Origin of the sequence: Mycobacterium sp. Root135 (assembly GCF_001426545.1) — a bacterium.
GTDB lineage: Bacteria > Actinomycetota > Actinomycetes > Mycobacteriales > Mycobacteriaceae > Mycobacterium.
The window spans coordinates 150773-176323 of record NZ_LMEZ01000005.1; the positions used below are offsets into that span (position 1 = coordinate 150773).

Sequence of the window (25551 nt, forward strand, 5' to 3'; positions counted from 1 at the left end):
GATCACCCGAGTATCGATGGCCTGCTAGGACAGGTAAATCTCAAAGAACCGGGCAACTGCATCGCTTTTTAAGATCCAGCAGGTCAGGCGGCCGCCTGCTCCTATTCGACGACCAACACGGACGCCTCGTCCATCAACGGATTCCGATCACCGCGCCGCACGTCGACGCGCAGCGGCTTGGCCGTCAGGTAACCAACCATCCCCAACACCGCCAGCGCCGCGAGGGTGCCGAGGGTGAACAGCTCGAACACCCACATGCTGACTCCCCACGTCTCCTCGAAGTCGTAGTCGAGGCCGAACAGCCGGTCGAGCGTCCCCGGGAACACCGCCACCCAGCTGCCCAACGCCACCCAGGCGAAGCACAGCGCACCCATCGCCCGGAACACGTTGTCCGAGACCGGCACCTTGAACGGCCGGACCACGTCGGGGAACGCCGTACGCAGACGCACCGCGGCGGGAATCGAGATCAGGTAGCTCAGGAGGAACGTCGACACCGAAATGGTCAGCACCACACCGAAGACCGCTGCGGCCGAGCCCTGCACCGCCATCGCGGCCAGCATGAAGATCGTCCCGACCACACCGGACATCAGATTGACGCGCAGCGGCGTCCCCAGCCGCGGATGGAATCTGCCGAAGAACCCGCCGAAGAACGCGCCGTCGGCCGCGGCCATCGCCTGCATGCGGTCGCTGATGATCATCCAGGCGGCACCCTGGGTCATCAACACCAGCGCGAAGACGATCCCGCTCACCGTCATCATCAACGGAGCGGCCGAACCGTAGACGCCGAACACGGTGGCGACCGCCTCCATCAGTCCGCCGATCCCGGTGATCTGGTCAGCAGGCACGACCAGCAGGATCGCCGCGATCGGGAGCAGATAGGCGGCGGCCGCGATCGCCGCAGACCGCGCGATGGCGATCGGCACGTCGCGCGCCGGCTTCTTCATCTCTTCGGCCGCACTGTTTCCCGACTCGAACCCGAGGTAGGAGAACAGCAGCAGCGGCGTCACGCCGAGCAGGCCGGCGAGCGTCGGAGAGAAGTCACCGGCGGTCAGGCCCGCGAACCCGTTGCGCGCGGCGTACACCCCCGCCGTCACGATGAAGATCAACAGGAACAGGATCTTCAGGATGGCGCCCACGTTCGGGATCCACTTGCCATGGCGCAGGCTGACGACCGCAGCGAGCACCGTCATCCAGACGAACACGATCTTGAAGAGGTAGTCGGTCAACGAGCCGTGCTCGAAGTGGACGACGTAGGTACTCACCACCTCTGCCGCGATGAACGTGCACGAGCCGCCCACCCAGACGGGTTGCGTCACCCACGTCAACAGCGAGGCCAACGCGGCCAGCGGTCGACCGAACGCGCGCCGAACCCAGACGTAGACCCCGCCCTCGTCGGTGAAGGTGCTGCCGATCTCGGCGAAGATCAGACCGTAGGGCAGCAGGAAGGTGACGGCGAGCACGAGCGCCCACGTGAACGTCTGCCCGCCGAAGCTCGACACCTGGCCGAGCACCTCGATCGACACCACGGCGGCGACGATGAGGAAGATGATGTCCAGTCGTCCGAGCGACTTCTGGAGGTGCTTGGTCTCGCTGGCGGCCCGAGCGGTGCGCTCGCCCGCCCCTACTTCAATTGAGTTGCCTGAGGCCATCTGTCGCGCCTTTTCTTGATTGGTGTGCGAGCGGTGCCGCTCCTGTGAGGTATGACACTGCGGCCAGCACCGCGATCTGTAAAGGACGCTTTTCCTGACTAGGAGATCGGATATTCCGATACCGTCTGCCGCAGTGAGTCTTTCGCCTCGCGGTGGATCAGAGCTCCAGGTATTTCTCTGTCAGACAGCACGATTCGCCCGCACCCAGGCCGGATGCGGGCGAACGGTCAGTGCAGAATGGCTACAGCACGCGGTCGGCAAGTACCTCCAGGATCCGACCGAGACCGCTTACCAGTTCGTCGATCTCCGCACGGCTGAACACCAATGGGGGCGAGAACTGCACCAGCGGTGTGCCTTCGTGGTCTACCGCAGTGCGGCAAAGGATTCCGGCGTCGAACAACGCCGGCGCCAAGATCGTGTGGACGAAGTCGCTTGCCGTCGTCGCCCCCGACCACGTGCACCGCTCCTTGTCGGTCACCAACTCCACCGAGTAGTGGTAACCGACGCCACGGACGTCGCCGACGAGCCGGTGCTCGAGCAATGTGTCCAGTCGGGCACGGAAGTACGCCTCGTTGCGCTTGACGTTGCCGAGGACGTCTTCGCGCTCCATCACCGCGATGTTGGCCAGCCCCGCGGCACACGCGGCGGGATGGCCGCCAAAGGTCAAGCCGTGCAGATACATACCGTCTGGGCCGTTGTTGACGGTGTCGAGGATCTCGCTCTTGGTGATCATGCCGCCGAGGGGTGCGTGCGCCGAGGAGACGCCCTTGGCGAAGGTGATGATGTCGGGTCGTACGTTGAAACGCGTCGAACCGAACCACTCGCCGAGCCTGCCGAATCCGCAGATGACCTCGTCGGCCACCAGCACGATGCCGTGCCGGTCGCAGATCTCACGAACCCCGTCGTGGAATCCCGCGGGCGGAACCAACGACCCACCGGCGTTCTGCATCGGTTCGAGGAAGATGCCGGCGACGGTATCGGGCCCCTCCTGCACGATCAGCGTTTCGATCTCGCGCAGCAGCGACTCGGTGAACTGCTGTTCGGTCTCCCCCGCCGGGCGCTTGTAGCGCTTGCAGTTGGTGATGTGCCGAGATCCGTACATCAGGGGCTCGAATTGCTTGCGCAGGTTGGTCATACCGTTCAGCGAAAGCGCTCCGAACGAGGTGCCGTGGTATGCCGCACGTCGCGAGATGAACTTGATCCGCGAGTGTTCACCGCGCGCCTGGTGATACTGCCTGATCAGCTTGATGGCCGCTTCGTTGGACTCGCCTCCGCCGGACGTGAAGTACACGCGGTCCAGCCCGGGTGGGGCCAGCTCGGCGATCTTGGCGGCCAGCTTCACCGCGGGGGGATGCGCCACCCCCCAGTTGGTGTAGTAGGGGAGCTCGGCCATCTGGTCGCGCACTGCCTCGCCGATTTCGCCGCCGAAACTGTATCCGACGTTGACGCAGAACAATCCGGCGAGGGCGTCGAGGTATTCGCGCCCCTCGGAATCCCAGAGGCGGCTGCCCTCGCCGCGCACCATGACCGGCGGTGGCGCGTCGGTGTAGGCCGATCCCGGGGTGAAGCTCATGACGAGGTGGCGCTGGGCCAGCCGCCCGAGGTCGCCCGCCGAATCGTCGGTCGGGGCGGACGTTTCTGGACTCTCGATGGTGTCGGTCATGGTGACGCTGTCCTCTCAGTTGGCGGGGGTGCGGCTAGTGCGGAGTTCGCGCGCGATGTCGTCGACGATCGCGGTCTGGTATTCGACGACGCGCGCCGTCGGCTGTTGCGCGACGAAGGTCTCCTCGAAGGGGTCGACGACGTCGGTGCGGATGCCCGAGAGCGTTTCGACTATTGCCAAACCGCAAAAGGGAACGGCGGATTCGGCGTAGCCGCCCTCGTGCACGACGACAAGCCGACCGCCGCACGCTCGGTCGGCGACGTCTTTGACCATGCGGGTCATCTCACGAAAGGAACCGGCGTGCAGCATCTGGCGCGCGAGGGGGTCCACGGCGTTGGCGTCGAGACCACTGGCCACCACGATGAGATCGGGCCGGAAGTCTTCGATGGCCGGAACCACGATCGTCCGCATGGCGTGCAGGTACGTGTCGTGACCGGAGCCCGGCGGCAGGGGCACGTTGAGGTTGAATCCCCTCCCGGGGCCTTCGCCGAGCTCGTCTACCGCGCCGCTGTCGACCGGGAAGCAGTTCTCTTGGTGCAGCGATATCGTCAGCACGTCGTCGCGGTGGTAGTAGATGTGTTGAGTTCCGTTGCCGTGGTGCACGTCCCAGTCGAGGATCGCAACCTTGCCGAGACCGTGACTCGCCTTCGCCGCTTCGATGGCGATGGGGATGTTGGCCAGCAGGCAAAATCCCATCCCACTGTCGGGAAGGCAGTGGTGCCCGGGTGGGCGCGACAGCGAGTACGCGTTGCGCCGGACGCCGTCGAGTACGTCGGCGACGGCCCGCTTGGCCAGCCCGGCCGACAGCGACGCGATGTCGAAACCGCCACGAGAGAAAAGCGCCTCGGGCCCGATCTCACCGCCGCGGCCCGCACTGAGGGTTTGAAAGCGTTCGACGTAGTCGGCGGTGTGCACGCGTAGCAGGTCGTCGACGGTCGCAGGTTCTGCGCTGCTGACCGCGAGTTGGCCGGTCAGGCCCGACACGTCGAGCAGTGCCTTCAGTCGACGCTTGGTCTCAGGCGACTCGGGGTGGCCGCCGCCGGCGAGGGGTTGCAGCCAGCCGCCGACGGGGAGGAACAGAACGGCTTCACCCGTGCTGTGCCATAGACAGAGTTCGTCGTGATAAAAGCCCGTGCCGCCGCCGTCACACGTCATCGGTCCCGTAACTCCGTCCACATTCTCTGCGCTTGAACGCAAAGAATGCCCCTACAACGCGGCGCCGTCAAGAGGAGGCGTGAGACGAGGGGGCCGGCGACGCGGCGAGCGGGGCAGGCTAGATGTCGGCGCGGGTGACCGAACGCGCGTAGGACCGCATCAGGCCGGCGGCCACCGAGGGGTCCAACGACGAGTTGCCGCCGTTGAGGTGCATCCCGTACGCGTCCTCGAGGGCCACGAAGTTCTGCGCGACGGACAGCACCGGTTCGGTCAGCTCGAAGGCGCCCGACGCGTGGCCGGCCTCGAGAACGGCGACGTAGAGCGACACTTCGCGGTCGAACAGCAGGGTCAGCAGCGTCCCGTGCGAAGGGTCACGACCTGCGTTGACGGCTAGTTCGTACAACGCCCGGTTCAGCATGTCGTCGTCACCGGCGGGCAGTCCCGATTCGATGAGGTTGGCCAGCCGATCACGCGGATCGTCGAGCTTGCTGATCGCATCCAGCCGCTGCCAGTAGTACCGGTCCACGGCATTGCGATAGACCTCGTCGATCAGGTCTTCGATCTCCGGGTAGTAATAGGCCACCAGCCTCGGCGAGATGTCCGCGGCGGTGGCGATGTCCTTGACCCGCATGCCGCCGACACCCCGGTTGGCGATGACGTCGATCGCGGCCGAGACGAGTTGGTTGCGACGAGCATCCTGGTTTCGTACCCGCGCCATGACGACCCGCCTCTCCGACCGACCTCCGAGAGTACGGCAACGCCCACCTGGGCCGCCGCCGCAGTCGCGACCGATCTCTTGCGATTCAGCGCAAATAATCGCTCGCGATCACGTCGCCCGGGTCAGTGCCCCGCGGGCCGCCTCGAGACGGCCCGGCTGGATTCGGTACACCCGCCGGGCGGTGCCCGACCATACGTGGTTCGCGTCTTCGACGCCCAGGCCTGAAAGTGCCGACTGCAGTCCGGCGAACACGCGGTCGTAGCCGCCGCTGGCCACCGAGATCGGCCAGTCCCCGCCGTACATGAGCCGCTCCGGGCCGAACACTTCGAGCGCGCGGTCGACGAAGGGACGGATGCCGTCGACGGACCACTGTCCGGAATCCGGGTAGAGCCCCGAGATCTTGGCGCTCACCATCGGGTTCTGCGCCGCCGCGGCGATCAGCGACCACCATGGCTCGACGTCGTCCGCGCCGATCGGAGGCTTCGCCAGGTGGTCGAGGACGATCCGCAGGTCGGGGTGGCGCTCGGAGATGGTGGGCACGTGGTCGAGGTGCCGGGGCAAGGTGGAGACGAAGTCGAACGCCACGTCACCCGCCTCCAGGACCGCGAGCCCCTCGTCGACCGGGGCGCTGATGATCCAATCGGGATCTGCCTTGTGGTGCACCAGATTGCGAACCCCGACCACTCGGTCGTCGCGGCGCAGACGGGACAGGCGCTCGGCGGCCTGCTCGGGCTGATCCAGGGGCAGGTAGGCGACGATCGCCACGACCGTCGGGTGGGCGTCGGCCACCTCGAACATCAGCTCGGTGTCGCCGTCGTCGTCGTCGGACTCCACCAGCACCGTGGCGTCCACCCCGTTCCGCACGAGATGTGGTGCGAGTTCGTCGAATTCGAAGGTGCGATTCCACTCCGGAACGTCCGGACCGAGCCACGGATAGGGCGCCCTGGTCAGATCCCAGACGTGTTGGTGGGCGTCGACGATCATCCGACACCCGCCTCGGACACCACCACCGCGTGGGGATGACGCGTCGACCAGTAGGCACCGTCCGGGTAGGCGTACTCGGCCACCGACGCGGCATACATCTGCGCGCTGTAGCCGGGTTTGGTAGGCAGGACGTAGGCCCCGCTCTCCACGACGCACGGATCGGTGAAGTGTTCGTGCAGGTGGTCGACGAACTCGGTCACCCGGTTCTCGGTCGTGCCCGCCACCGCGACGTAGTCGAACACCGAAAGGTGTTGCACCAGTTCACACAGCCCTACCCCGCCGGCGTGCGGACACACCGGCACGCCAAACTTCTTCGCCATCAGATAGACCGGGATGATCTCGTTGATCGACGCCAGGCGGGCCGCGTCGAGCTGGCAGTAGTCGATGGCCTCGGCCTGGAACAGCTGCTTGAACAGCACGCGGTTCATGCCGTGCTCACCGGTGGCCACGCCGATGGGCACCACCGCCTTTCGCACCGCCGCGTGGCCCAGGACGTCGTCGGGACTGGTCGGCTCTTCGATCCACAACGGCTTGAACTTCGCCAACGCGTTGACCCACTCGATGGCTTCGGGCACGTCCCACACTTGATTGGCGTCGATCATGAGGTGTGCGTCCCAGCCGATCACCTCGCGTGCGATGGTGCACCGCCGGATGTCGTCGGCGAGGTTGGCACCCACCTTGAGCTTGACGTGACGGTAGCCGTCGGCGACCGCCAGGGCAGCCAGTTCTCGCAGCTTGTCGTCGGAGTAGCCGAGCCAGCCCGCCGAGGTGGTGTAACACGGGTATCCCGTGCGATCCATGTCGGCGATGCGTGCGGCGCGGGTGGGCACGGACTCCGCCAGCATGTCGACTGCCTCTTGCCGGGTCAGCACGTCGCTGAGGTAGGTCAAGTCCAGCGTGTCGACGAGGTCTTCGGTGTCCATCTCGGAAAGCAACCGCCACAACGGCTTTCCTGCCACGCGGGCGGCGAGATCCCAGACCGCGTTCATCACGGCGGCCATGGCGAGGTGCTCGACGCCCTTGTCTGGGCCGAGCCAGCGCAATTGAGAGTCGCCGGCCAGGTCGCGATACGTCCCACCGAGGTCGCCGACCATCCCGGCGACGTCACGGCCGACCAGGGGTTCGGCGCGTTGTCGGGCCGCTAACGTGCAGATGTCGTTGCCGCGGCCGATGGTGAAGGTGAAGCCGTACCCCGCAAGCCGCGGGTCGTCGGTGCGCAGCACGACGTAGGTCGCCGAGTAGTCGCCGTCCTTGTTCATGGCGTCGGAGCCATCCATCGACAGGGACGTCGGGAAGCGCACGTCGGTGACGTCCACGGAAGTGATGCGAGTCATGGCAGCTCCTGGGTGTGGGACTGGTGGGAGTTCTCGGAACGCGTCGAAATCAGTCCCGCGGCAGCGAGATCCGACCACAGTGCGGCCGGAATCAGACGTTGACGGCGGTCGACGGCGTCGACGACCTGTTCGGGACTCGCCGCACCCACCACGACCGAGACGACGGCCGGGTGGCGTAGGGGGAAGGCGAGTGCGGCGTCCGGCAGTGTCACGCCGTGGCGTTCGCAGACTGACGCGAGTGCCTCGACGCGCGCGACGACGTGGGCGGGGGCCGGGGCGTAGTCGTACATCGGGTCGGGCCCGGGTCGCGGCGTCGCCAGCAGCCCAGAGTTGTAGACCCCGGCGGCGACCACGCCGACGCCGCGCTCGAAGGCCAGCTCGACCAGATCGTCGGCTTGTTCGAGCAGGGTGTATCTGCCCGCGCACATGACGAGGTCGACTCCACGGTCGTCGCGGATCAGTTCGGTGAGGGGTTCGGCGAAGTTCATCCCGGCGCCGATTGCTCCGACGACGCCCTCGTCCCGCAACTCGACCAACGCCGGAAGTGCCTCGGCAAGCGCCTGTTCCCAATGGTTTTCGGGATCGTGAAGGTAGGCGACGTCCAGTCGGTCCAGCCCGAGACGGTCGAGGCTCTCGTGCACCGAGCGGCGGATGCCGTCGCGGGTGAAGTCCCACCTGCGCCGGGTGGTGGCGGGGACGTCGAAACCCTCGTCGTCCATCCGTCCGTCGGCGTCCGGATCGGTCTCGAGCAGGCGACCCACCTTCGACGACACCACGTACTGGTCCCTTGGCCGCTCCCTCAGCAGGGCACCGAAGCGACGCTCGGAGAGCCCAAGGCCGTAGTGGGGAGCGGTGTCGAAGTAGCGAATGCCGTTGTCCCATGCGGTGTCCACGATGCCGCGCGCATCGTCGTCACTGATCGCGCGGTACAGGTTGCCCAGCTGTGAGCCGCCGAGGCCCAGTTCGGTCAGGGTCGCCCGCCCGCGGGTGCGGGTGGGGATCACGATGTCAGGCATCAGCCCTTGACCGCCCCCACGGTCTCACCGCGGATGAGGTACTTCTGCGCACCGATGAACACGATGAGCAGGGGGAGCATCGAGATGAAGGTGGCCAACGCCAGCTGTGGCATGTAGAGCTTCACGTCGAGACCGGCCGCCACCGTCGGGTTGAACAGCGGGCTGGCTCCGATCAGCTGCTGAATGCCGATCGAAAGGGTGTTGTTGTCCTGGTTGGAGGACAACAACGCCAGTGGCAGAAAGAAGTTCGTCCAGTTGGCGACGAAGGCGAAGAAGCCCACCAGGACCACCGCCTGCTTCGAGATCGGCAGTCCGATTCGCCAGAAGACCGCGACCTCCGACAGCCCGTCGATGCGGGCCGCCTCGACCAGTTCCCGCGGCATCGTGGTCATGAAGTGGATGTAGGAGAGGTAGACGCCGAACGGGAAGAATCCCATGATGATCAGGACGGGCCAGAGCTCCCCCACCGCGCCAATGGCGTTGACCTCGAGGAACAACGGGATGACCAGGACCGTGTTGGGCATGACCATGGTGACCAGGGTGATCACGAGGATGACCCTGCGGAAGCGGAACCGCAGCCGGGCCATGGCGTAGCCCGCGGGGAGCGCGGCGACCAGACCCAACAGGGCCCCACCGCCCGCCACGAACAGAGAGTTCAGAATCCACTGCGTGAACAGTCCGCCGTTCGGCCCGAAACCGTCGACCTGAGACCAGTTGTGGACGACGTTGCCCAAGGAGACGTCGCCCAATCCCAGGAACCCGCCTGCCCCGGTGTCCACCCCGCGCTCGGAGCGGAACGCCATCGCGATGAATCCGACGATCGGAAAGACGAATATCGCCGCGACGAAGAGCATCGTGGCCACTCGAGCGAGGCGGCCAGCGGTCCATTGCCGGCTCATGACGGCTCCTCGGTTCCGAACAGGCCGCTTCGGAAGACGATGAGCAACCCGATGGACAGCGTGATCACCAGCAGGATCAGCGACATCGCCGCTGCCGCGGGAAAGTTGTAGTTGCTGAACGCGAACGCGTAACCCAGCTGGGTCGGCGTCCACTGGTCAGGCAACGCGTTGCCCGCCACCTGGTCGAGCAACTGAGGCTCGAGGAACAGCTGGAAGCCGTAGGCCAGGTTCATCAGGGCGGCGTAGCCGAGCCACGGCCGGATGATTGGGAGCTTCACGTACCAGGCGAGCTGCCAGGCGTTGGCGCCGTCGAGGCTCGCTGCCTCCAACACTTCATCGGAGATGCCGTTGAGACCACCGTTGACCACGATGATCCACGAGCCGACACCCTGGAAGAACATCATCGCGGCGAGGATGAACGGCAGGTGGCTTGGCGTGGCCACCGCCTGCTTGATGGTTTCGATGCCCAGTACGCGCCAGATGCCTTCGATGGGCGATTGGCTTGGGTTGAGCAGGTACACCCACAGCACCAGGTTGGCGACCCCGGCCAGCGCCCCGGGGATGTAGTAGACGAACCGCATCGTGGCTCCGAAGCGGCCCGGGCTTGCGTGCACCAGCAGTGCGAGACCGACGATGCCGATCATCATGATCGGCAACCACACCAGCAGGGTGGCAAAGACATTCGTGAACGTGTCGACGAAGCGGAAGTCGGTAACGACGGTTCGGAAGCTCTCGACGCTGCCGAACTCCGACCGCGGGCGCAGCGGGGTGGTCGGCGTCTCGAGTGCCGTCACCAGCGCATAGCAGACGGGGATGACGCCACCGATCATGAGCAACGCGAGGTACGGGCTGATCAGCAGCCACGCGCCTCGGGTCTCGCTCGACCGCCGCCTTCGCGTGCGCGGCGGTCGACGCGAGGGAGCCGCGACCGGAACGCCCACGACGGGCGCGTCGGTTAGCCCGTTCGTCATTCGGGTCTCCTAGATTCGATGGGGATGGCTGGACCGGTCAGTTGACCGTGTAGCCCATTGCCTTTGCCTGGTTGAGCAATTCGCTCTCGAAGGCGCTCCAGCCGTCGTCGATGCTCTTGCCGTCCACCAGCGCGGGTGCCAGCGTCTCGGTCCACACACTGCCGGTGTTGTAGAGCATGTAGGAGTGGTTCGGCTGGACGAACTGGATGGCGGCCTTCATCGCGGCGAACGTCGTGTCGTTGTCGGCGAAGTAGTTTTCGCGAGACTGCTTGCGAATCCACGCGTCTCGGACGGGTCCGTATGCGGGGAGGCCAGTGGACAGTTCGACTTGCCACGCCGGATCGGTCGCCACGAAGCGGGCGAAGGTCAGGGTGTTCTCGAGTTGCTTGCCGCTGATGTGGTTGGACACACCCCACAGGCCGCCGCCCTCGTCACCGGTGGCCGGTTTGGTCTCGCCCTGCCAGATGCGTGGTTGGGCGGCGGTCATCTCGCCGGCCGGAATCTTCCACGTCTGGTTGAACAGGTAGTCGCCCCACCACGCCGCCCCTGGGCTCATCACCAAGTTGGCGCCCACCTTGGCGGCGTCGGCGTCGAAGATGCCCAACGGAGACAACGCCTTTCCCTTGACCATCGTGGACAAGAGGTCCTTGGCGCGCTGGCACTTTGGATCGGACAGGTCGATGTGTGCCACGGTTTCGGAGACGCGCTGGTTGGTCGGGCAGCCGGAGGCCCATAGGTATCGGTCGGGCGCGTAGGCGTCGCCGGTGAAACCGCTTATCTTGCCGGGGTGCTCCTGGGCGATCTTGACCCCCAGGGTGGCGTACTCCTCCCAGGTGTTCGGGACGGTGTAGCCGTTCTCGTCGAAGAATTTCTTGTTGTACCAGAACACATCCGGCGCGGCGTCGTTGCGCAGGCAGCGCACTCGACCGTCGACGTTGCACGGTTCGTTGACGGCTCCGTCGTAGCCCTTGATCACGTCGGGCGCGAGGTCGGTGAGGTCGGCCGCGTAGTTGATCTGCGCGCCGGTGGCCCAGGCGATGTCGTCGTTGGACGGGAAGAAGATGGCGTCCGGCCACCCCTTGCCCGCCTGGTTGAACTGCGCGAACTGCTGCTGCAGCGTCTTTCCGCCGACCGTGCCGTCGATCTGGTTGACCGTGACGTCGATCTCGGGATGTGCCTTCTTGAAGGCCTCCGCGGCCGGAACGCGGGGCGGGTCTACCCACACGGTGATGGCTCCACCGGAATCGGTGGGTGCCGCCGCCCCGCCTCCGGTGTCGTTGCCACACGCGGCGACCAACAACATGGCCGCCGCCGCGACGATCCCGGCGGCGAACTTCTTGCCCGAACGGGCACTCCTCGACTTCATCAAGAAACTCCTTGGGATTGTCGTGAATGTGCGGCGTGAGGATGACAGGCGCCGCGGCTGCTCAAACGTTAGACCACTTTCGCGGCGGTGGTCAATCGTTTGAGCAAAACGGTTCACCGCGGACTGACGATCGCCACACTCGGCGGCGACCCACTCTCGAAGTCCCTATCGCCGGCGATATCACCGCTCGAGTGATATCGCCGGTGATAGAGACTTCTAGGACGGGTGGTGCCCGACCCCTGGGGTTGAGCCGTCGACGCCGCGGACCGGCACTACCCCCGAGTGAACGGTGCCGACGACTGCCTGATGACGAGCTCGGGAGCCGGGTCGGTGATGACCTCGTCGACGGAGACGCCCGTTTCGATCCGGGCGATCACGGCGTGGACGGCCGTGCGGCCCATCGCATAGAACTGCATCTTGACCGCGGTCAGCGGCGGCCACGTGTTCTCCGCAGTCCACGAATCGTGGACACTGACCACCGAAAGATCCTTTGGAACACGGACATTCATGTCCCTGGCGCCGGCAAGCAGGCCCACCGCGGCGTTGACGTTGGAGACGACCACGGCGCTCGGCGGCTGATCGTGGGACATCAGACATTCGAGCGCAGCGCGCCCGTTCGCCGGTGCATATCCCAATCGCGTCTCATAGCCCTGCGGCACCGAGAGGCCCGCATCCGCCATCGCCGCGTAGTACCCGACCCTCCGGCGCTTGGCGGTGAACGAGCGCGGAAGGCCGTTGGCGAGCGCGATGCGTTCGTGGCCCAGTTCGAGAAGGTGCTCGGTCGCGATCCGCGCGCCGGTCTCGTCGTCCAGCACCACCGAGCCGGGGTGACCGCGGTACGCCGAGTTGATCAGCACGATGGGCGCTCCGGATTCGAGCAGACTGCCGAGGCCAGCCGTCGGCACGCTGTCGCCGACCTGCACCACCATGCCGTCCACCCGGTTCTCGCCGATGAGTCGGCCGATCACCTCGCCGCCGGGGCGGACGTCGTCGGCGCGGCCCAGCAACAGCGTGTAACCGCGCGCGGCCGCCTCGTCCTCGCCGCCGTGCATGAGCTCGGTGAACAGGGCGTTGGTCAGATCCGGCACCACCAGACCGATGACTTGGGTTCGAGCGGACTTCAGAGCCCGGCCCGCGAAGTTCGGCCGGTAGTGCAATTCGCCGGCCGCTTCGACGATCCGCTGCCTGGTGGCCTCGCTGACGCGCGCCGACGGCGCATTGGACAGCACCCGGGAGACGGCCGAGATCGACACGCCCGCCTTGGCCGCAACGTCTCCGAGCGTGGCCGCGTTGCGCTGCCTGGCGTCGGCTGGCCGCGCGACGGGACCGTTCTGCTCCCCTGACATCGTCCCCCGTTTCGTCCGGCCCTTGACACGTGCGCAATCGTTTGATCAATATTAGACCGAGTGACGCGGACCACTGCAACCCGCCCACCCCTGTCAGCAACCCCAGCAATGGCGTGGTTCGGCTTGTCCAGCGAGACAACTCATTCCACAATCCACGCCGAATCATCCGGCACGTGTCTGCCGGTGAAGGGACGTCGTCATGGCTTCCGTGACCTATCAACACGCCGAACGCACCTACCCGGGCGCCGAACACCCGGCGGTCCGCGATCTGAACATCGACATCGGAGACGGTGAGTTCATGGTGTTCGTGGGCCCGTCGGGCTGCGGCAAGTCGACGTCGCTGCGGATGCTCGCCGGACTGGAGGACGTAACCGGCGGGGACATCCTCATCGGGGATCGCTCGGTCGCCCACGTGCCGCCGAAGGACCGCGACATCGCGATGGTGTTCCAGAACTACGCGCTCTACCCGCACATGACCGTCGCGGACAACATGGCATTCGCGTTGAAGGTCGCCGGAGTGGGCAAGGCCGAACGCATCGCCCGCGTCAACGAAGCGGCCGACCTGCTGGACCTCCGCGACTACCTCGAGCGCAAGCCCAAGGCCCTCTCCGGTGGGCAACGCCAGCGGGTGGCGATGGGACGCGCGATCGTCCGGCAGCCGCAGGTGTTCTGCATGGACGAGCCGCTCTCCAATCTCGATGCCAAGCTGCGGGTTTCGACCCGCACCCAGATCGCGGCCCTGCAGCAGCGACTCGGCGTCACCACCGTCTACGTCACCCACGACCAGGTCGAGGCGATGACCATGGGTGACCGTGTCGCCGTCCTCAAGGACGGCGTCCTGCAGCAGGTCGACACCCCGCTTGCGCTGTACCGGTCGCCCGCGAACTTGTTCGTCGCCGGCTTCATCGGATCGCCCGCGATGAACCTGCTCGACGCCGAGATCCACGACGGTCACGCGATCGTCGGCGGACATCGGATGCCGGTGGACCGGGCGGCGTTGGCGAAGGCGACCGGCGCGGTCACCATCGGCGTCCGGCCGGAGTCATTCCGGGTCGTCGACGCCGGGCAGGAGGGCATCCCGGTGACGGTCACGCTGGTCGAGGAACTCGGTGCCGACGCCTACGTATACGGCACGTCCGGCGTCGAGGGGACGCCCAGCAGCATAGTCATTCGCGTCCCCGGCCAAATCAACCACGCCAAGGGCTCGACGATCAGGGTCACCACCGATTCGGCCGCCGTCCACCTGTTCGACACCACCACGGGAATCCGTCTGAGCGCGTGACGGATTCAGCGACAGCCTCGACTCGAGGCGAAAGGAGTGTCCCGTGCTGACCGCGAACTACGTGGGCGCAAGGAACATCGAGATTCACCACCGCGATCCCGAACCGCTGAAGGACGGTCAGGTCCGGATCGAAGTCGCCTATGCCGGAATCTGCGGCACCGATCTCCACATCTTCCACGGCCACATGGACTCCCGCGTGCAGACTCCGGCCGTCATCGGCCACGAGATGAGCGGACGGATAGCCGAGATCGCTGACGGCGTCACCGGTTGGAGGGTGGGAGACCCCGTCACCGTCATGCCGCTGCGCTGGGACGGCACCTGTCCCGGTTGCCTCGCCGGCCATCAGCACATCTGCCAGAATCTCGACTTCGTCGGGATCGACTCTCCCGGTGCACTGCAACGGTTCTGGAACGTCGACGCCGACATCCTGGTTGCGTTGCCGGAAAGCTTGCGTCTCGACCATGCGGCGCTCGTCGAACCCGTGGCGGTGGCCGTCCACGACGTTCGCCGCGGGGAGGTGGCTGCCGGCGATCACGTGGTGGTCCTCGGCGGTGGCCCGATCGGGGTCTTGATTGCCACCGTCGCGCGCCACGCCGGAGCCAAGGTGGCGGTCGTCGAGCTCGACGAGGGCCGCCGCGCGGCCATCGCCAAGCTGGGGTTCGAGGTGCTTGATCCCACCGACACCGACCAGGTCGAGTGGGTGACCGCGTGGACCTCCGGGGCCGGCGCCGACATCGCCTTCGAGGTGTCGGGAGCGGCCTCGGCGATGCTCGCGGCGACCGACCTGGTGAAGGTGCGCGGCACGGTCGTCGTCGTCGCGATCCACCCGCAGCCGCGCCCAGTCAACCTGCAGCGCGTGTTCTGGCGTGAGCTGCGACTGCTCGGCGCCCGGGTCTACGAGCGCACCGACTTCGAGCGCGCGATTGAACTTCTCGACGAGGGCGCCATCCCGGCCGACGCCTTGATCAGCAGCATCCGGCCGATCACCGACACCGCGGAGGCCTTCGCCGACCTGGAGGCGGGCAAGGCCATGAAGGTGCTCATCGATCTCGGCGCCGACGGAGAATCCACGTGACCGGCTCCCCGTTCGACCTCTCCGGCAGGACCGCGGTCGTCACGGGAGCCAAGCGGGGCATCGGCCTGGCGATCGCCGAGGCGCTGGCCAACGCGGGCGCCGACATCATCGGCGTCAGTGCCACTTTGGAGCTCGACGGCAGCGTCGTCCAGAGCCGCGTGGAGGCCGCCGGCCGCGAGTTCACCGCCTACCAGGTGGACTTCGCGGATCGAGACGCCGTCGTCGAGCTTGGCGCCCAACTGGCGGAACGCCGAGTCGACGTCCTGGTCAACAACGCGGGGACGATCGAACGGACCCCCGCCGCCGAGCATCCCCTCGAGATGTGGGATCGCGTGCTGTCGGTGAACCTCGACAGCCAGTTCGTGCTGACCCAGGCCGTCGGGCGGTCGATGATCGCCCGCGGATACGGGAAGGTCATCTTCACCGCCTCGCTGCTGAGCTTTCAGGGCGGGGTCAACGTACCGGGCTACGTGGCGTCCAAGTCCGCCATCGCGGGCCTGACCAAGGCGCTGGCCAACGAGTGGACCTCGCTCGGCGTCAACGTCAACGCGCTGGCACCTGGTTACATCGCGACCGACAACACCCAAGCGCTGCAGGACGATCCGGTGCGCAGCCGCTCCATCCTCGAACGAATCCCAGCCGGCCGGTGGGGTCAGGCCAGCGATCTCGGCGGCGCCGCGGTGTTCCTCGCCAGCCCGGCTTCTGACTACGTCTCCGGAATCACGCTGCCGGTCGACGGTGGCTGGCTCGGTCGGTGACAATCGGCGGACCTACCCCCTTGTCGCCGTGTGCACTTCGAGGGCGACCGGTTCGGTGAACCGTCCGCTCGGTTCGATCGCAAGCAAGGTGGTGGCCACCTCTTGTTCGAAGGCCGATCGCCTGTCGCCGAGCAGTCGGCGAAGTGGCAGCGAGGTTGAGTACAGATATCCGATGATCGCGTCGACCGTCCACTCTCGGGTGAACTCCTGAACCACCCTGTGCACGTTGGGAAACGGTGAGCGAGACAGTATCGACTCGTGCGACTCGTCGGAGGACGCCGGGCCAAGACTGGGGAATGCGTCGGCTGGCAGGTAGCGGGGCTGGAGGGCCTCCACGGCCCGCTGCCATTCCGTGACCGGTCGGACGAGGCAGCTGTCGTTGGCCATCACGACACCGCCGTCGGCCTCGACCATGCCGTCGAGCGCCGAGAGGACTCGTTCACGGTCCATCCAGTGAAACGACCGCCCCATGGTGACCAGCGTGAAGCGGCCGAACTCACCCGGCAGGTCCTCCGAACTCCCCTGCGCCCAGGACACATTCGTGACGCCCAGTTCGCGCGCACGGTTCGCGGCTTCGACGAGCATCTCGGGCTCGGGGTCCACGCCAAGCGCTTCGGTGACGTGCCGTGCGAGCGGGACCGTCAGCTGGCCGGTGCCACAGCCGAGGTCGAGCAGTCGCCCGGTGCCGTCTAGTCGGAATCGTGCGACGACGTCGGCGAAGAACGTCTCCGGATAGCCGGGGCGGTATCGCGCGTAGTGCCAGGCGGTTCCGGCGAACAACCCGTCGCCGGAGCTGCTCGGTGAGTCCGTCACGCCCACCTCCTGTCGGTCGATCTGCTGGCGGTCTCCATGGTGCCCGAGGGCGTCCCTCCTCGCGGCACGACACTCAACCTTGTCGATCGACATTGTCAGGTGACCCAGTCATCTGTACGGTGGGTTCGACTAGCCCAAAACCAATCCCGAGGACGGCCGCGATGACCACTGCCAATGCCCCGTCGCTTCAGGCGATACCCGAGCGCGCCGCCCTGCCCTTCGTCGGCCACGCGCTCGGCATCCCCCCTGGTGCCGACGGTCTGCTGCACCTGATGGCCGAGGCAAAAGACCTCGGACCGCTGTTCAAACTGAGCATCTTCGGCGCCGAGGTCGCCATCGTCTCCGGCCTGGACTTGGTCACCGAACTGTCCGACGAGGACCGCTTCCGAAAGAACGTGCACGCCGACCTCGTGTTCCTGCGCCGAATCGGCGCCGACGGACTGTTCACTGCCTTCAACGACGAGCCCAACTGGGCCAAGGCGCACGACATTCTGATGCCGGCGTTCTCCCTGTCCGCCATGCGCGGCTACCACGCCACGATGCTGCAGGTGGCACGGAGCCTGCTGGCCAAGTGGGACCGCGTCGGCGACCAGTCGGTGGACGTGGCCGCCGACATGACGCGGCTGACATTCGACACCATCGGCCTGTGCGGTTTCGGCCACGACTTCGACTCGTTCGGCCGCGACGAACCGAACCCGTTCGTGGGAGCCATGACGCGCGCGCTGGCGTTCGCTCAGGCCACGGGTGAGTCGATTCCCGGTACCGAGGTGCTCAGGTGGCGACGGGCCCGCCAGTTCGACGAGGACGTCCGTTCGATGAACGCCCTCGTCGACGACGTCGTCACGCGGCGCAGGTCCTCGGGTGACACCACCATGGAGGACCTGCTCGGCCGGATGCTGCACACCCCGGATACCCGAACCGGCGAACCGCTCGACGACGTCAACATCCGCCATCAGGTGATCACCTTTCTCATCGCCGGCCACGAAACCACCAGCGGTGCACTGTCGTTCGCGCTGTACTACCTGGTGAAGAATCCGGCCGCGCTCGCCCGCGCCCGCGCGGAGGTCGACGCCATGTGGGGAAACCAGACAGACCCCGACCCACGTTACGAAGACGTCGGCAAGCTGACCTACATCCGACAAGTGCTCAACGAGAGTCTGCGACTGTGGCCCACGGCACCCTCGTACGCCGTGGAGCCACGGGAGGACACCGTCATCGGCGGCAAGTACGCGGTGCGCGCGGGCGAGACGCTCATGGTGCTCACACCGGCGCTGCACCGCGATGCCGCGTGGGGAGACAACGTCGAGTCGTTCGATCCCGATCGCTTCGCCGCCCACCGCGAAGAGGCGCGGCCGGCCCATCTGTTCAAGCCCTTCGGCACTGGCGAACGCGCCTGCATCGGACGGCAATTCGCCCTCCACGAGGCGACGCTGGTGCTGGGTCTGCTGCTGCACCGCTACCGGCTCAACGACCACGCGAACTACCAACTGAAGCTCAAGCAGACGCTCACCATCAAGCCCGACGGATTCACCCTCGGCATCGCACGCCGTTCCGACGACGAGCGGGCAACACCGAGCGCCGTGGCCGACCCCGCCCGGCAACACCGCGGCGCCGCCCGCCGCCACGCCCCCGGCACGGCCCTGACCGTGTTGCACGGTTCCAACCTCGGTACCTGCGCGGGCATCGCCCACGAGCTCGCCGACGGCGGCACTGACCTTGGCTTCGCCGCCAGCGTCGCACCCCTCGACGACGCGGTGGGAAAGCTCTCTGCCGATGGCGGCGTCGTCGTGATCGTGGCCGCGTCGTACAACGGGCGGCCCACCGACGACGCGGCCACGTTCGTCGACTGGTTGGAGCACCTGACACCCGGCTCGCTACGAGGCGTGCGGTACGCCGTGCTCGGCGTCGGGGACCGCAACTGGGCTGCCACCTATCAGCGCATCCCCACGCTGGTCGACGAGCGCCTGACCGCGGCCGGCGCCGTCCCCGTGGTGGCCCGGGGTGCGGCAGACGCCGCCGCCGACCCGACCGACGCCGTGGACCGCTGGACTGCGGGGCTGTGGGACGCACTGCTCGAACCGCAGGTCGACGACTCCGCATCGGAAACCCCCGTGGCCGAACACCAATCGCTCTACGAGGTCGTGGACGCCGCCGACTCGGCGACCGGGCAACTGGCGGCCCACCACGGGATGCAACCGATGCAGGTGTTGGAGGCGCGCGAATTGGTCGACGTCGCACATCCCCTGGGCAGGTCGAAGCGATTCCTGAAGCTACGCCTGCCCGACGGCGTCGGCTACCGCACCGGTGACCACCTCGCGGTGCTCCCCCGCAATCCCGCCGCCCTCGTCACACGGGTCGCCGACCGGTTCGACCTCGATCTGGACCGCACGGTCGCGATCCGGGCGCGACGCCGCAGCCGCAACGCGTTGCCCGTCGACCGTCCGTTGACCCTGCGCCACCTACTCACCGATTTCGTCGAATTGCAGGACCCCGCAACCCAAGAGCAGGTCGCGAGGCTGGCCGCCAACACACCGTGCCCGCCCGAACGACGCCCGTTGTCCGACTTGGCGTCGGCACCACCGGCGGACTTCGACGAACAGGTGACCCAGCCCCGGCGAAGTGTCCTCGACCTCGTCGAGCACCATCCCGCGTGCGCGCTGCCCTTCGAGGAGTTCCTCGAGATGCTGCCGGTACTGCGACCGCGGCACTACTCCATCTCGTCGTCGTCGGAAACCACGCCCGCCGAGGTGGACCTCGTGGTGGCGTTGCTGACGGCCCCGCATCGCGACGGCAACGGAGAGTTTCACGGGATCGCCTCCCACCACATGCAGACGGTCGACGCCGGTGACGTCGTCCAGGCTCGGGTGCTGCCGTGCCGCGACGCGTTCCGGCTGGCGTCGGACTCCTCAATTCCCGTGATCACGGTCAGCGCCGGCACCGGACTGGCTCCGTTCCGTGGCGCCATCCTCGATCGACTCCACCACGGTGTCCGCGGAACGCTGTTGTGCTACTTCGGATGTGACGCCCCGGACGTCGACTTCCTACACCGGACCGAGCTCGAGGCGGCACACGCGGCCGGTGTCGTCGACCTGCGCCCAACCTTCATGCACGCTCCCAGGGACGGTGTCCGGTTCGTCCAGGACCGCATCGAACGGGAATCCGACGACGTATGGGCGGCCCTGCAGAGCGGCGGGCGCGTCCACGTCTGCGGCGACGGCCGCCGCATGGCGCCCGCGGTCCGCGCCGCCTTCATCTCGGTGTACCGCAAGCACACCGACGCGGGAGTCGAGGAAGCCACCGCCTGGCTCGAGTCGCTCGTCGAGGCGCAGCGGTACGTCGAAGACGTCTGGGCCGGCTAGATCACGGTGAAGACTTCCACCCCCACGTTGACCGTCGGCGTTTCGGCCGCACTGATCGCGGGCGTCACCCTCGGCAACGCGGGAACCAACGTCATGCCCATCTTCGTCGACGACTTCGCCGCCCGCTTCCACATGTCGGAATCTGCTGCGGGGCTGGTGGGTACGGCCCAGCTGATCGCCACCGCCGTGGTGACGATCATGCTGGCCAAGCGCGCCGCGGGGGTTGGCCGAACCACCATGGCCAGATGGGGTGCGGCCGTGGCGGCCGTCGGCCTGGTTGGTGCGGCGGTGGCCACGGATGCGGGCGCGATCATCGCTGCCAACATCGTTCTGGGAGCCGGCCTCGGCGCCGTCTACGCCGCCGCCACCTCCGCACTGGCTGTGTTCGACGACCCGGACAGGGCATCGGCCGTCGCGGTCTCGGGCACGGTGGTGGTGACGGCGTTGCTCATCGTCGGGGTGTCCGCGGCCGACCGTGCGTGGTCGCCGGGCACCGGCTTCGCGGTGCTTGCGCTGTGCTGTGTGCCCACGTGGCTGTTGGTGGGACGGTTGCCCAAGAGCCGCAACGCCATCGGTGGCACCCACCCCGTCGCACCGAAGCGCCCGTCGGTGGTGCTGCTCGCGGGCGCAGTGCTGCTGTGGATGGTGACGCAGGGAGCGTGGTCCTACGCGGCCGTGCTGGGACGAGAACACACCGGCATGTCGCCTGCAGCGGTGTCCGCGGTGTTGGCGGCGTCCAGCGTGGTGGCGCTCGCCGGTGCAGTGGCGGGTCCCGTCGTCGCACGGCGGCTCGGCCGACTGGCCGCGTTGACCAGCTTCGTCGTCGCAGAATCACTCGGCATGGCGTTGCTCGTCGTGACGCATGACCGGACGCTTTTCATCGCCGCCGCCATCGCCTGGCAAGCATGCCAACTGGCCGTCCTGGTTCAGATCCTGGCTGCCGCCGCAGTGGTCGACCCGTCTGGGCGCTGGACGGCATCCCTCGGCGGGGCGGGAGCCCTCGGCAACGGGGTCGGACCACTGGCCGTCGGTCATCTGCTCTCGAGCGCCGGCGCCGGTGTGCTTGCCGTCGTGCTGGCGGCTGGCACGGTCGTCGGAGCGCTGCCGCTGCTCAGGATGACCGTCACCGCGAGGAAGCCCGTCGACGCCGCGGCGGTCGCAGCGTGACCCGATCGTTAGGATCGACCCATGGCACACGTCCCGGTGACCGAGCGTCGTCCCCAATTGATCAGGGCTGCAATCGATCTCATGGCCAGGGAGGGGGTGGCCGCGGCCAGTACCCGTGCCATCGCCGCCGAACTGGGGGTTGCCCAGGCCACCGTGCACTACACGTTCGGCAACAAGGAGGAGCTCTACCACGCGGTCATGCAGCAACTCACCGAGCAGTTGGTCGCCCAGGTCGAGCAGGCCGCCCCACAGGACCCTGACTTCGACCGGGCGCTGGGCACCCTCGCCTCGGCGCTGTGGCAGACGGTCCGCGAACAGCCGACCAGTCATCAGCTCCTCAGCGAGCTCACCATGTACGCACTGCGCACACCTCGCCTCGGCACCGTCGTCCAGGACCACTACACCGGCGTGCTCGCGGTGACGTCGCGGTTGATCGAGGAGGCCGCGGCACGGGCCGACCGCCAACTCGCCCAGCCCGCCGACACCATCGCCCGCTTCTTCCACGCCGGCTTCGACGGTCTCACCGTCCAGCATCTCGTCCATCCCGACGAGGCCGCCGAAAGCTCGTGCCTTCGGGCGTTGGTCGCCGCCACGGCCGCTCTGGCGGCTGGCGAACTGACCGTCCCCGCCGCTACGCCTTGACGTCCGAGGGGTGCGTGGCCAACGGCGTTACGTGAATCTTCATGTACGGGAACAGTGGCAGCGCCGAAAGCAACTGGTGTAGTTCGTCGTTGCTCTCGACGTCGACGATCGAGTAGTTGGCGTACTCGCCGACGACCCGCCAGATGTGCGGCCACTTGCCGCTGCGTTGCAGATCCTGCGAGTACGCCTTCTCGCGACCGACCAGATCGTCCTTGACCTGAGGGTCGACGTCGGCAGGCAGGTTGACCTGCATGTGCACGTGATACAGCAACTCAGCTCCGCTCGGGGTCGAGTGCGAAGTCGTAGGCGACGGACTGCGAACCGTCGACCTCGATCTTCGGGTCGAGAATCAGTTCAGGCTTGACCGCGCTGGCGATGTCGTCGTCGTTGTGCGAGTCACCGGGGAAGTACAGCTGGGCGGTCAGCATTTCGTGCCCGGGCGCCGACACCTTGACGTGCAGGTGGGCCGGACGCCAGGCGTGCCAACCGGCGGCGGAGATCAGCTTGCCGCACGACCCGTCGGTCGGAATCTGGTAGGGCGCAGGGCGAATGGTGGTCATCTCGAACTGGCCGTCCGGTCCCGTCGAGAAGGTGCCCCGCAGGTTCCACTCGGGGATGCCTGGCGCGAACTGGGAGTAGTAGCCGTCGTCGTCGGCGTGCCACAGTTCGATCTTGCCCTGCAGCGGCGCGCCGTTGGTGTCGGTGATGCGTCCGCTCCACACCAGGGGTGTGCCTGCCTCGCCGTCGCGCATCGGGACCGTGCCCGTCGCGCCGAGCTCGGGAGCGTTCGGCACGTAGTACGGGCCTTCGATGCTGCCCTTGTTGCCGGAGCGGTGGTCGGTGGCGACGTCTTCGACGACATGCTCGATCCAGACGTCGAGGAACAGGGGCCACTCGCCGGTCTCGCCGACGTCGATGAGCCACGCCTTCAGCGCGTTGTACTCGGCGTAGGTGACGCGGTGGCGACGAATGGTCTCGTGGAGCGCCTCCAGCACCTCGCGGGCCAGCAGGTCCACCCGCTCGATGGGGGTGTCCTTGACCGCGTCATACGGCGACTTGTCGGCGTGGAACCGCTCGGTGGCCGAGGCACCGGAAGCGGCAGCGCTCGCCACGTCGGAGGGCTGCTCGATTGTGGTCATGTCAACTCTTCTCTCTCTTGTTCCTTCGATTCCGTGGGGCTGCCACGGAGAGGGCTCATCGTCGATCGGTGCGATACCGGTCGAGTTTGTCGGGGTCGACCTCGATGCCAAGACCGACACCGGGCGGCACGGGGAGCACGCCGTCTCGGATGCGCAGCGGTTCGGTGAGGAGGTCGTCGGACATGTCGAGGAAGTTGGAGAGCTCGCCGGCGCGACGCGACGTCGACTCGTATGCCGCACCGAAGGTGACCGCGCACGCGGTGCCGATCTGACCGTCGATCTGGTTGCCCATCAACACTTCCAAGCCCAATCCCTCGGCGAGGTGGTGCACCCGCTGCGAGGTGGTGAACCCCGTCCGCGCGGTCTTGATGCTGATCGCGGTGGCGGACTTGCCGAGCACCTCACGCGTGACGTCGGCGAGGGTGGGCACCGACTCGTCGGCGATGAACGGGACGTCGAGCTTCTCGACCAACCAGCGGCGGCCCAGCACGTCGTCAGCCGGGCAGAGTTCCTCTGCGAACAGCAGGTCGAGGTCGGCCATGTCCTTCATGGCGCGCAACGACTCCGATGCCGTCCACCCGCGGTTGGCGTCGACGTACAACTCGACCGCGTCGCCGAAGTGCTCGCGCAGCGCACGGACCACGGCGGTGTCGAGGGTGACCGGGTGACGGCCGACCTTCACCTTGAAGGTGCTGATGCCGTACAGCTCTCGGATCTTCTCCGCTTCCGCGACCATCGCGGCGGGCTCGTCGAACCCCAGCATGTGGCTGACGCGCATGCGGTCGGTGTAACCACCGAGCAGGCCGGTCACCGGCAATTCGAGCGTGCGTCCCAATGCATCCCACATCGCCATGTCCACCGCGGACTTGGCTGCCGGATTGCCCACGGTGCGCGCCATGCGCCCGCCGGCCACCTCGCGCTCGGTGAGCGTGAGCCCGACGAGTTGGGGCGCGAAGATCTGCTCGACCACCGCGACGATGCTCGCCTGCGTCTCTCCGTAGGTGAAGGGGCGCGGCGGCGCTTCGGCGACGCCGACGACCCCGTCGTCGGTGTGCACGCGCACGAGCACGTGGTTGGCGGTGTGGACCTCGCCCGACGCGAACTTCAGCGGTTTCAGATAGGGAATGGCGAACGGAATCGCCTCGACGGCAGTGATCTTCACGATGGCTCCTCAACGGCGACGGCCGCCAGGGCCGCGGACAGAATGCTGATGGCGGCGTCGACCACCGGATTGTCGGCGCCGCGCCGCCACGCGAGGGCGAGGTCGATGCTGCCGCCGTCGGCCAGGTCACGAAAGACCAAACCCTGCAACGGAAGTGCCCGCACCGAGGCGGGGAGAACGGCGACCCCGAATCCGGCGGCCACCAGGGCCAGCAAGACGGCGGTGCCCGGCGCGGTGTGTTCACGGAGCGGCACGAAGCCGGCGCGCTTGCAGCTCCGCAGTACGGCGTCGTTGACCGCCGAATCGCGACTCGAGTAGGAGACGAACGGCTCGGTGCGCAGATCGGTCATCGAGACGACGGGCTCGGCTGCCAGTCGGTGGTCGGCCGACACGGCCAGAACGAGGGGTTCGGTGTCGATGATCCGCAGTTCGATGTCGTCACCGACCGCAGGGGGACGCAGGACGCCGACGTCCAACGCGCCCGCCCGAAGTTGGTCACACTGCTGCGGGGTCAGCAGGTCCGCCTGGGTTTCCATGGCAACGCCGGGAAGCTCCTGGCGAAGGATGCGGGCGATGCGCGGAAGGTGCGAGAACGCGGCCGTCCCGGTGAGCCCGACGCGCAGCAGTCCACTGCGGCCCGCCGCGATCCGGCGCACGCCGCGTTCGGCGTCGTCGACGGCGGCAAGGATTCGGATGGCTTCGGACTGTAGGAACTCACCGGCGGGGGTGAGGGACACCTGGCGGGTCGTGCGGTTGAACAGGCTGGCGTCCAGTTCGCCTTCGAGTTGGCGAATCGCATAGGACAGTGCCGGCTGCGCGACGAGTAGGTGCTCAGCGGCCTTGCCGAAGTGGCACGTCTCGGCCACCGCGGCGAAATAGCGCAGGTGACGCAGCTCCATGAGACTTCCGTTCGTAGCGGTGTGACGACCGACACGTTCGACGGTAGATGTCCGATCCATAGGAAACAAGGACTCGTTTGCGTCCCATTCATCGATGTGATCGATTAATGGGCGGCGGGTGCAGGACTAGGCAATTGCCTGGTGTGACCGTCGA

General features: G+C 67.0%; 22 protein-coding genes. 6 read left to right on the top strand and 16 right to left on the bottom strand.

Annotated features, from left to right (window positions below; translation table 11 throughout):
- Positions 1–101 precede the first annotated feature (101 nt).
- From ASD37_RS11885 to ASD37_RS11935, 11 genes are all read right to left on the bottom strand, one after another.
- Positions 102–1649: an APC family permease gene (locus tag ASD37_RS11885; protein WP_056551195.1), complete on the bottom strand. Its 1548-nt coding sequence runs from the start codon at positions 1647–1649 to the stop codon at positions 102–104.
- Between the two features lie 241 nt (positions 1650–1890).
- Positions 1891–3312 (bottom strand): aspartate aminotransferase family protein, encoded by a 1422-nt coding sequence (locus ASD37_RS11890; protein ID WP_056551196.1) that lies wholly within the window; start codon positions 3310–3312, stop codon positions 1891–1893.
- A gap of 15 nt (positions 3313–3327) precedes the next feature.
- Positions 3328–4467 (bottom strand): class II histone deacetylase, encoded by a 1140-nt coding sequence (locus ASD37_RS11895; protein WP_056551197.1) that lies wholly within the window; start codon positions 4465–4467, stop codon positions 3328–3330.
- A 118-nt stretch (positions 4468–4585) separates the two neighbouring features.
- On the bottom strand, positions 4586–5185 hold the full coding sequence (locus ASD37_RS11900; RefSeq protein WP_056551198.1) for a TetR/AcrR family transcriptional regulator: 600 nt from the start codon (positions 5183–5185) through the stop codon (positions 4586–4588).
- A 108-nt stretch (positions 5186–5293) separates the two neighbouring features.
- Positions 5294–6169, bottom strand: coding sequence for an amidohydrolase (locus ASD37_RS11905; RefSeq protein WP_056551199.1), 876 nt, complete (start codon positions 6167–6169; stop codon positions 5294–5296).
- The gene (locus ASD37_RS11910) at positions 6166–7503 is read right to left on the bottom strand and encodes an L-fuconate dehydratase (protein WP_056551200.1); all 1338 of its coding nucleotides are present in this window, start codon (positions 7501–7503) and stop codon (positions 6166–6168) included. Before ASD37_RS11910 ends, ASD37_RS11905 begins: the two co-directional genes overlap by 4 nt.
- The gene (locus ASD37_RS11915; protein WP_156720859.1) at positions 7500–8519 is read right to left on the bottom strand and encodes an aldo/keto reductase; all 1020 of its coding nucleotides are present in this window, start codon (positions 8517–8519) and stop codon (positions 7500–7502) included. Before ASD37_RS11915 ends, ASD37_RS11910 begins: the two co-directional genes overlap by 4 nt.
- The gene (locus ASD37_RS11920) at positions 8519–9418 is read right to left on the bottom strand and encodes a carbohydrate ABC transporter permease (protein WP_056551201.1); all 900 of its coding nucleotides are present in this window, start codon (positions 9416–9418) and stop codon (positions 8519–8521) included. Before ASD37_RS11920 ends, ASD37_RS11915 begins: the two co-directional genes overlap by 1 nt.
- On the bottom strand, positions 9415–10389 hold the full coding sequence (locus ASD37_RS11925) for a carbohydrate ABC transporter permease (RefSeq protein ID WP_056551202.1): 975 nt from the start codon (positions 10387–10389) through the stop codon (positions 9415–9417). Before ASD37_RS11925 ends, ASD37_RS11920 begins: the two co-directional genes overlap by 4 nt.
- A 37-nt stretch (positions 10390–10426) precedes the next feature.
- On the bottom strand, positions 10427–11755 hold the full coding sequence (locus ASD37_RS11930; protein WP_056551203.1) for an ABC transporter substrate-binding protein: 1329 nt from the start codon (positions 11753–11755) through the stop codon (positions 10427–10429).
- Positions 11756–12027: 272 nt separating this feature from the next.
- On the bottom strand, positions 12028–13101 hold the full coding sequence (locus ASD37_RS11935) for a LacI family DNA-binding transcriptional regulator (RefSeq protein ID WP_056551204.1): 1074 nt from the start codon (positions 13099–13101) through the stop codon (positions 12028–12030).
- 199 nt (positions 13102–13300) lie between these two features.
- On the opposite strand from ASD37_RS11935, the gene ASD37_RS11940 reads away from it, so the two are divergent.
- From ASD37_RS11940 to ASD37_RS11950, 3 genes are read left to right on the top strand one after another with little or no spacing between them, the layout of a single operon-like run.
- Positions 13301–14383 (top strand): ABC transporter ATP-binding protein, encoded by a 1083-nt coding sequence (locus ASD37_RS11940; RefSeq protein WP_056551205.1) that lies wholly within the window; start codon positions 13301–13303, stop codon positions 14381–14383.
- Between the two features lie 43 nt (positions 14384–14426).
- Positions 14427–15458 (top strand): zinc-binding dehydrogenase, encoded by a 1032-nt coding sequence (locus ASD37_RS11945; RefSeq protein ID WP_056551206.1) that lies wholly within the window; start codon positions 14427–14429, stop codon positions 15456–15458.
- Positions 15455–16216 carry an SDR family oxidoreductase gene (locus ASD37_RS11950; protein ID WP_056551207.1) on the top strand — a complete coding sequence of 254 codons (762 nt, stop codon included), beginning with the start codon at positions 15455–15457 and terminating at the stop codon, positions 16214–16216. The genes ASD37_RS11945 and ASD37_RS11950 overlap by 4 nt, the downstream gene beginning before the upstream one ends.
- 12 nt (positions 16217–16228) lie before the next feature.
- On the opposite strand, the gene ASD37_RS11955 is transcribed toward ASD37_RS11950, so the two are convergent.
- Complete coding sequence (locus tag ASD37_RS11955) at positions 16229–17029, bottom strand: class I SAM-dependent methyltransferase (RefSeq protein WP_056553085.1); 801 nt, start codon at positions 17027–17029, stop codon at positions 16229–16231.
- Between the two features lie 161 nt (positions 17030–17190).
- Here ASD37_RS11955 and ASD37_RS11960 point away from each other — a divergent pair, with 161 nt between their 5' ends.
- The 3 genes from ASD37_RS11960 to ASD37_RS11970 are packed head-to-tail and all read left to right on the top strand — an operon-like array spanning position 17191 to position 22197.
- Entirely contained in the window at positions 17191–20388 is a 3198-nt protein-coding gene (locus ASD37_RS11960; protein ID WP_056551208.1) for a cytochrome P450, read from the top strand.
- Between the two features lie 6 nt (positions 20389–20394).
- Entirely contained in the window at positions 20395–21555 is a 1161-nt protein-coding gene (locus ASD37_RS11965) for an MFS transporter (protein WP_200959882.1), read from the top strand.
- 21 nt (positions 21556–21576) lie between these two features.
- The gene (locus ASD37_RS11970) at positions 21577–22197 is read left to right on the top strand and encodes a TetR/AcrR family transcriptional regulator (RefSeq protein ID WP_056551210.1); all 621 of its coding nucleotides are present in this window, start codon (positions 21577–21579) and stop codon (positions 22195–22197) included.
- Here the strand turns inward: ASD37_RS11970 and catC are convergent.
- Genes catC through ASD37_RS11990 form a run of 4 tightly spaced genes read right to left on the bottom strand, consistent with a single transcriptional unit; the run spans position 22187 to position 25397 of the window.
- A complete protein-coding gene (gene catC, locus ASD37_RS11975; RefSeq protein WP_056551211.1) occupies positions 22187–22468 on the bottom strand; it encodes a muconolactone Delta-isomerase in 282 nt (93 codons plus the stop codon). The genes ASD37_RS11970 and catC overlap by 11 nt on opposite strands.
- Position 22469: 1 nt before the next feature.
- The gene (catA, locus tag ASD37_RS11980; protein ID WP_056551212.1) at positions 22470–23336 is read right to left on the bottom strand and encodes a catechol 1,2-dioxygenase; all 867 of its coding nucleotides are present in this window, start codon (positions 23334–23336) and stop codon (positions 22470–22472) included.
- Between the two features lie 55 nt (positions 23337–23391).
- On the bottom strand, positions 23392–24498 hold the full coding sequence (locus ASD37_RS11985; protein WP_056551213.1) for a mandelate racemase/muconate lactonizing enzyme family protein: 1107 nt from the start codon (positions 24496–24498) through the stop codon (positions 23392–23394).
- Positions 24495–25397, bottom strand: a complete 903-nt coding sequence (locus ASD37_RS11990) for a LysR family transcriptional regulator (protein WP_056551214.1) — start codon at positions 25395–25397, stop codon at positions 24495–24497. The genes ASD37_RS11985 and ASD37_RS11990 overlap by 4 nt, the downstream gene beginning before the upstream one ends.
- Positions 25398–25551: the final 154 nt, after the last annotated feature.

Bases quoted from the DNA above. Each gene is read 5' to 3' on its own strand.
- ASD37_RS11970 (WP_056551210.1), top strand. From the start codon at position 21,577: ATGGCACACGTCCCGGTGACCGAGCGTCGTCCCCAATTGATCAGGGCT.
- ASD37_RS11915 (WP_156720859.1), bottom strand. From the start codon at position 8,519: ATGCCTGACATCGTGATCCCCACCCGCACCCGCGGGCGGGCGACCCTG.
- catA (WP_056551212.1), bottom strand. From the start codon at position 23,336: ATGACCACAATCGAGCAGCCCTCCGACGTGGCGAGCGCTGCCGCTTCC.
- ASD37_RS11905 (WP_056551199.1), bottom strand. From the start codon at position 6,169: ATGATCGTCGACGCCCACCAACACGTCTGGGATCTGACCAGGGCGCCC.
- ASD37_RS11940 (WP_056551205.1), top strand. From the start codon at position 13,301: ATGGCTTCCGTGACCTATCAACACGCCGAACGCACCTACCCGGGCGCC.
- ASD37_RS11890 (WP_056551196.1), bottom strand. From the start codon at position 3,312: ATGACCGACACCATCGAGAGTCCAGAAACGTCCGCCCCGACCGACGAT.
- ASD37_RS11935 (WP_056551204.1), bottom strand. From the start codon at position 13,101: ATGTCAGGGGAGCAGAACGGTCCCGTCGCGCGGCCAGCCGACGCCAGG.
- ASD37_RS11930 (WP_056551203.1), bottom strand. From the start codon at position 11,755: ATGAAGTCGAGGAGTGCCCGTTCGGGCAAGAAGTTCGCCGCCGGGATC.
- ASD37_RS11925 (WP_056551202.1), bottom strand. From the start codon at position 10,389: ATGACGAACGGGCTAACCGACGCGCCCGTCGTGGGCGTTCCGGTCGCG.
- ASD37_RS11895 (WP_056551197.1), bottom strand. From the start codon at position 4,467: ATGACGTGTGACGGCGGCGGCACGGGCTTTTATCACGACGAACTCTGT.
- ASD37_RS11990 (WP_056551214.1), bottom strand. From the start codon at position 25,397: ATGGAGCTGCGTCACCTGCGCTATTTCGCCGCGGTGGCCGAGACGTGC.
- ASD37_RS11960 (WP_056551208.1), top strand. From the start codon at position 17,191: ATGACCACTGCCAATGCCCCGTCGCTTCAGGCGATACCCGAGCGCGCC.
- ASD37_RS11900 (WP_056551198.1), bottom strand. From the start codon at position 5,185: ATGGCGCGGGTACGAAACCAGGATGCTCGTCGCAACCAACTCGTCTCG.
- ASD37_RS11885 (WP_056551195.1), bottom strand. From the start codon at position 1,649: ATGGCCTCAGGCAACTCAATTGAAGTAGGGGCGGGCGAGCGCACCGCT.
- ASD37_RS11920 (WP_056551201.1), bottom strand. From the start codon at position 9,418: ATGAGCCGGCAATGGACCGCTGGCCGCCTCGCTCGAGTGGCCACGATG.
- ASD37_RS11910 (WP_056551200.1), bottom strand. From the start codon at position 7,503: ATGACTCGCATCACTTCCGTGGACGTCACCGACGTGCGCTTCCCGACG.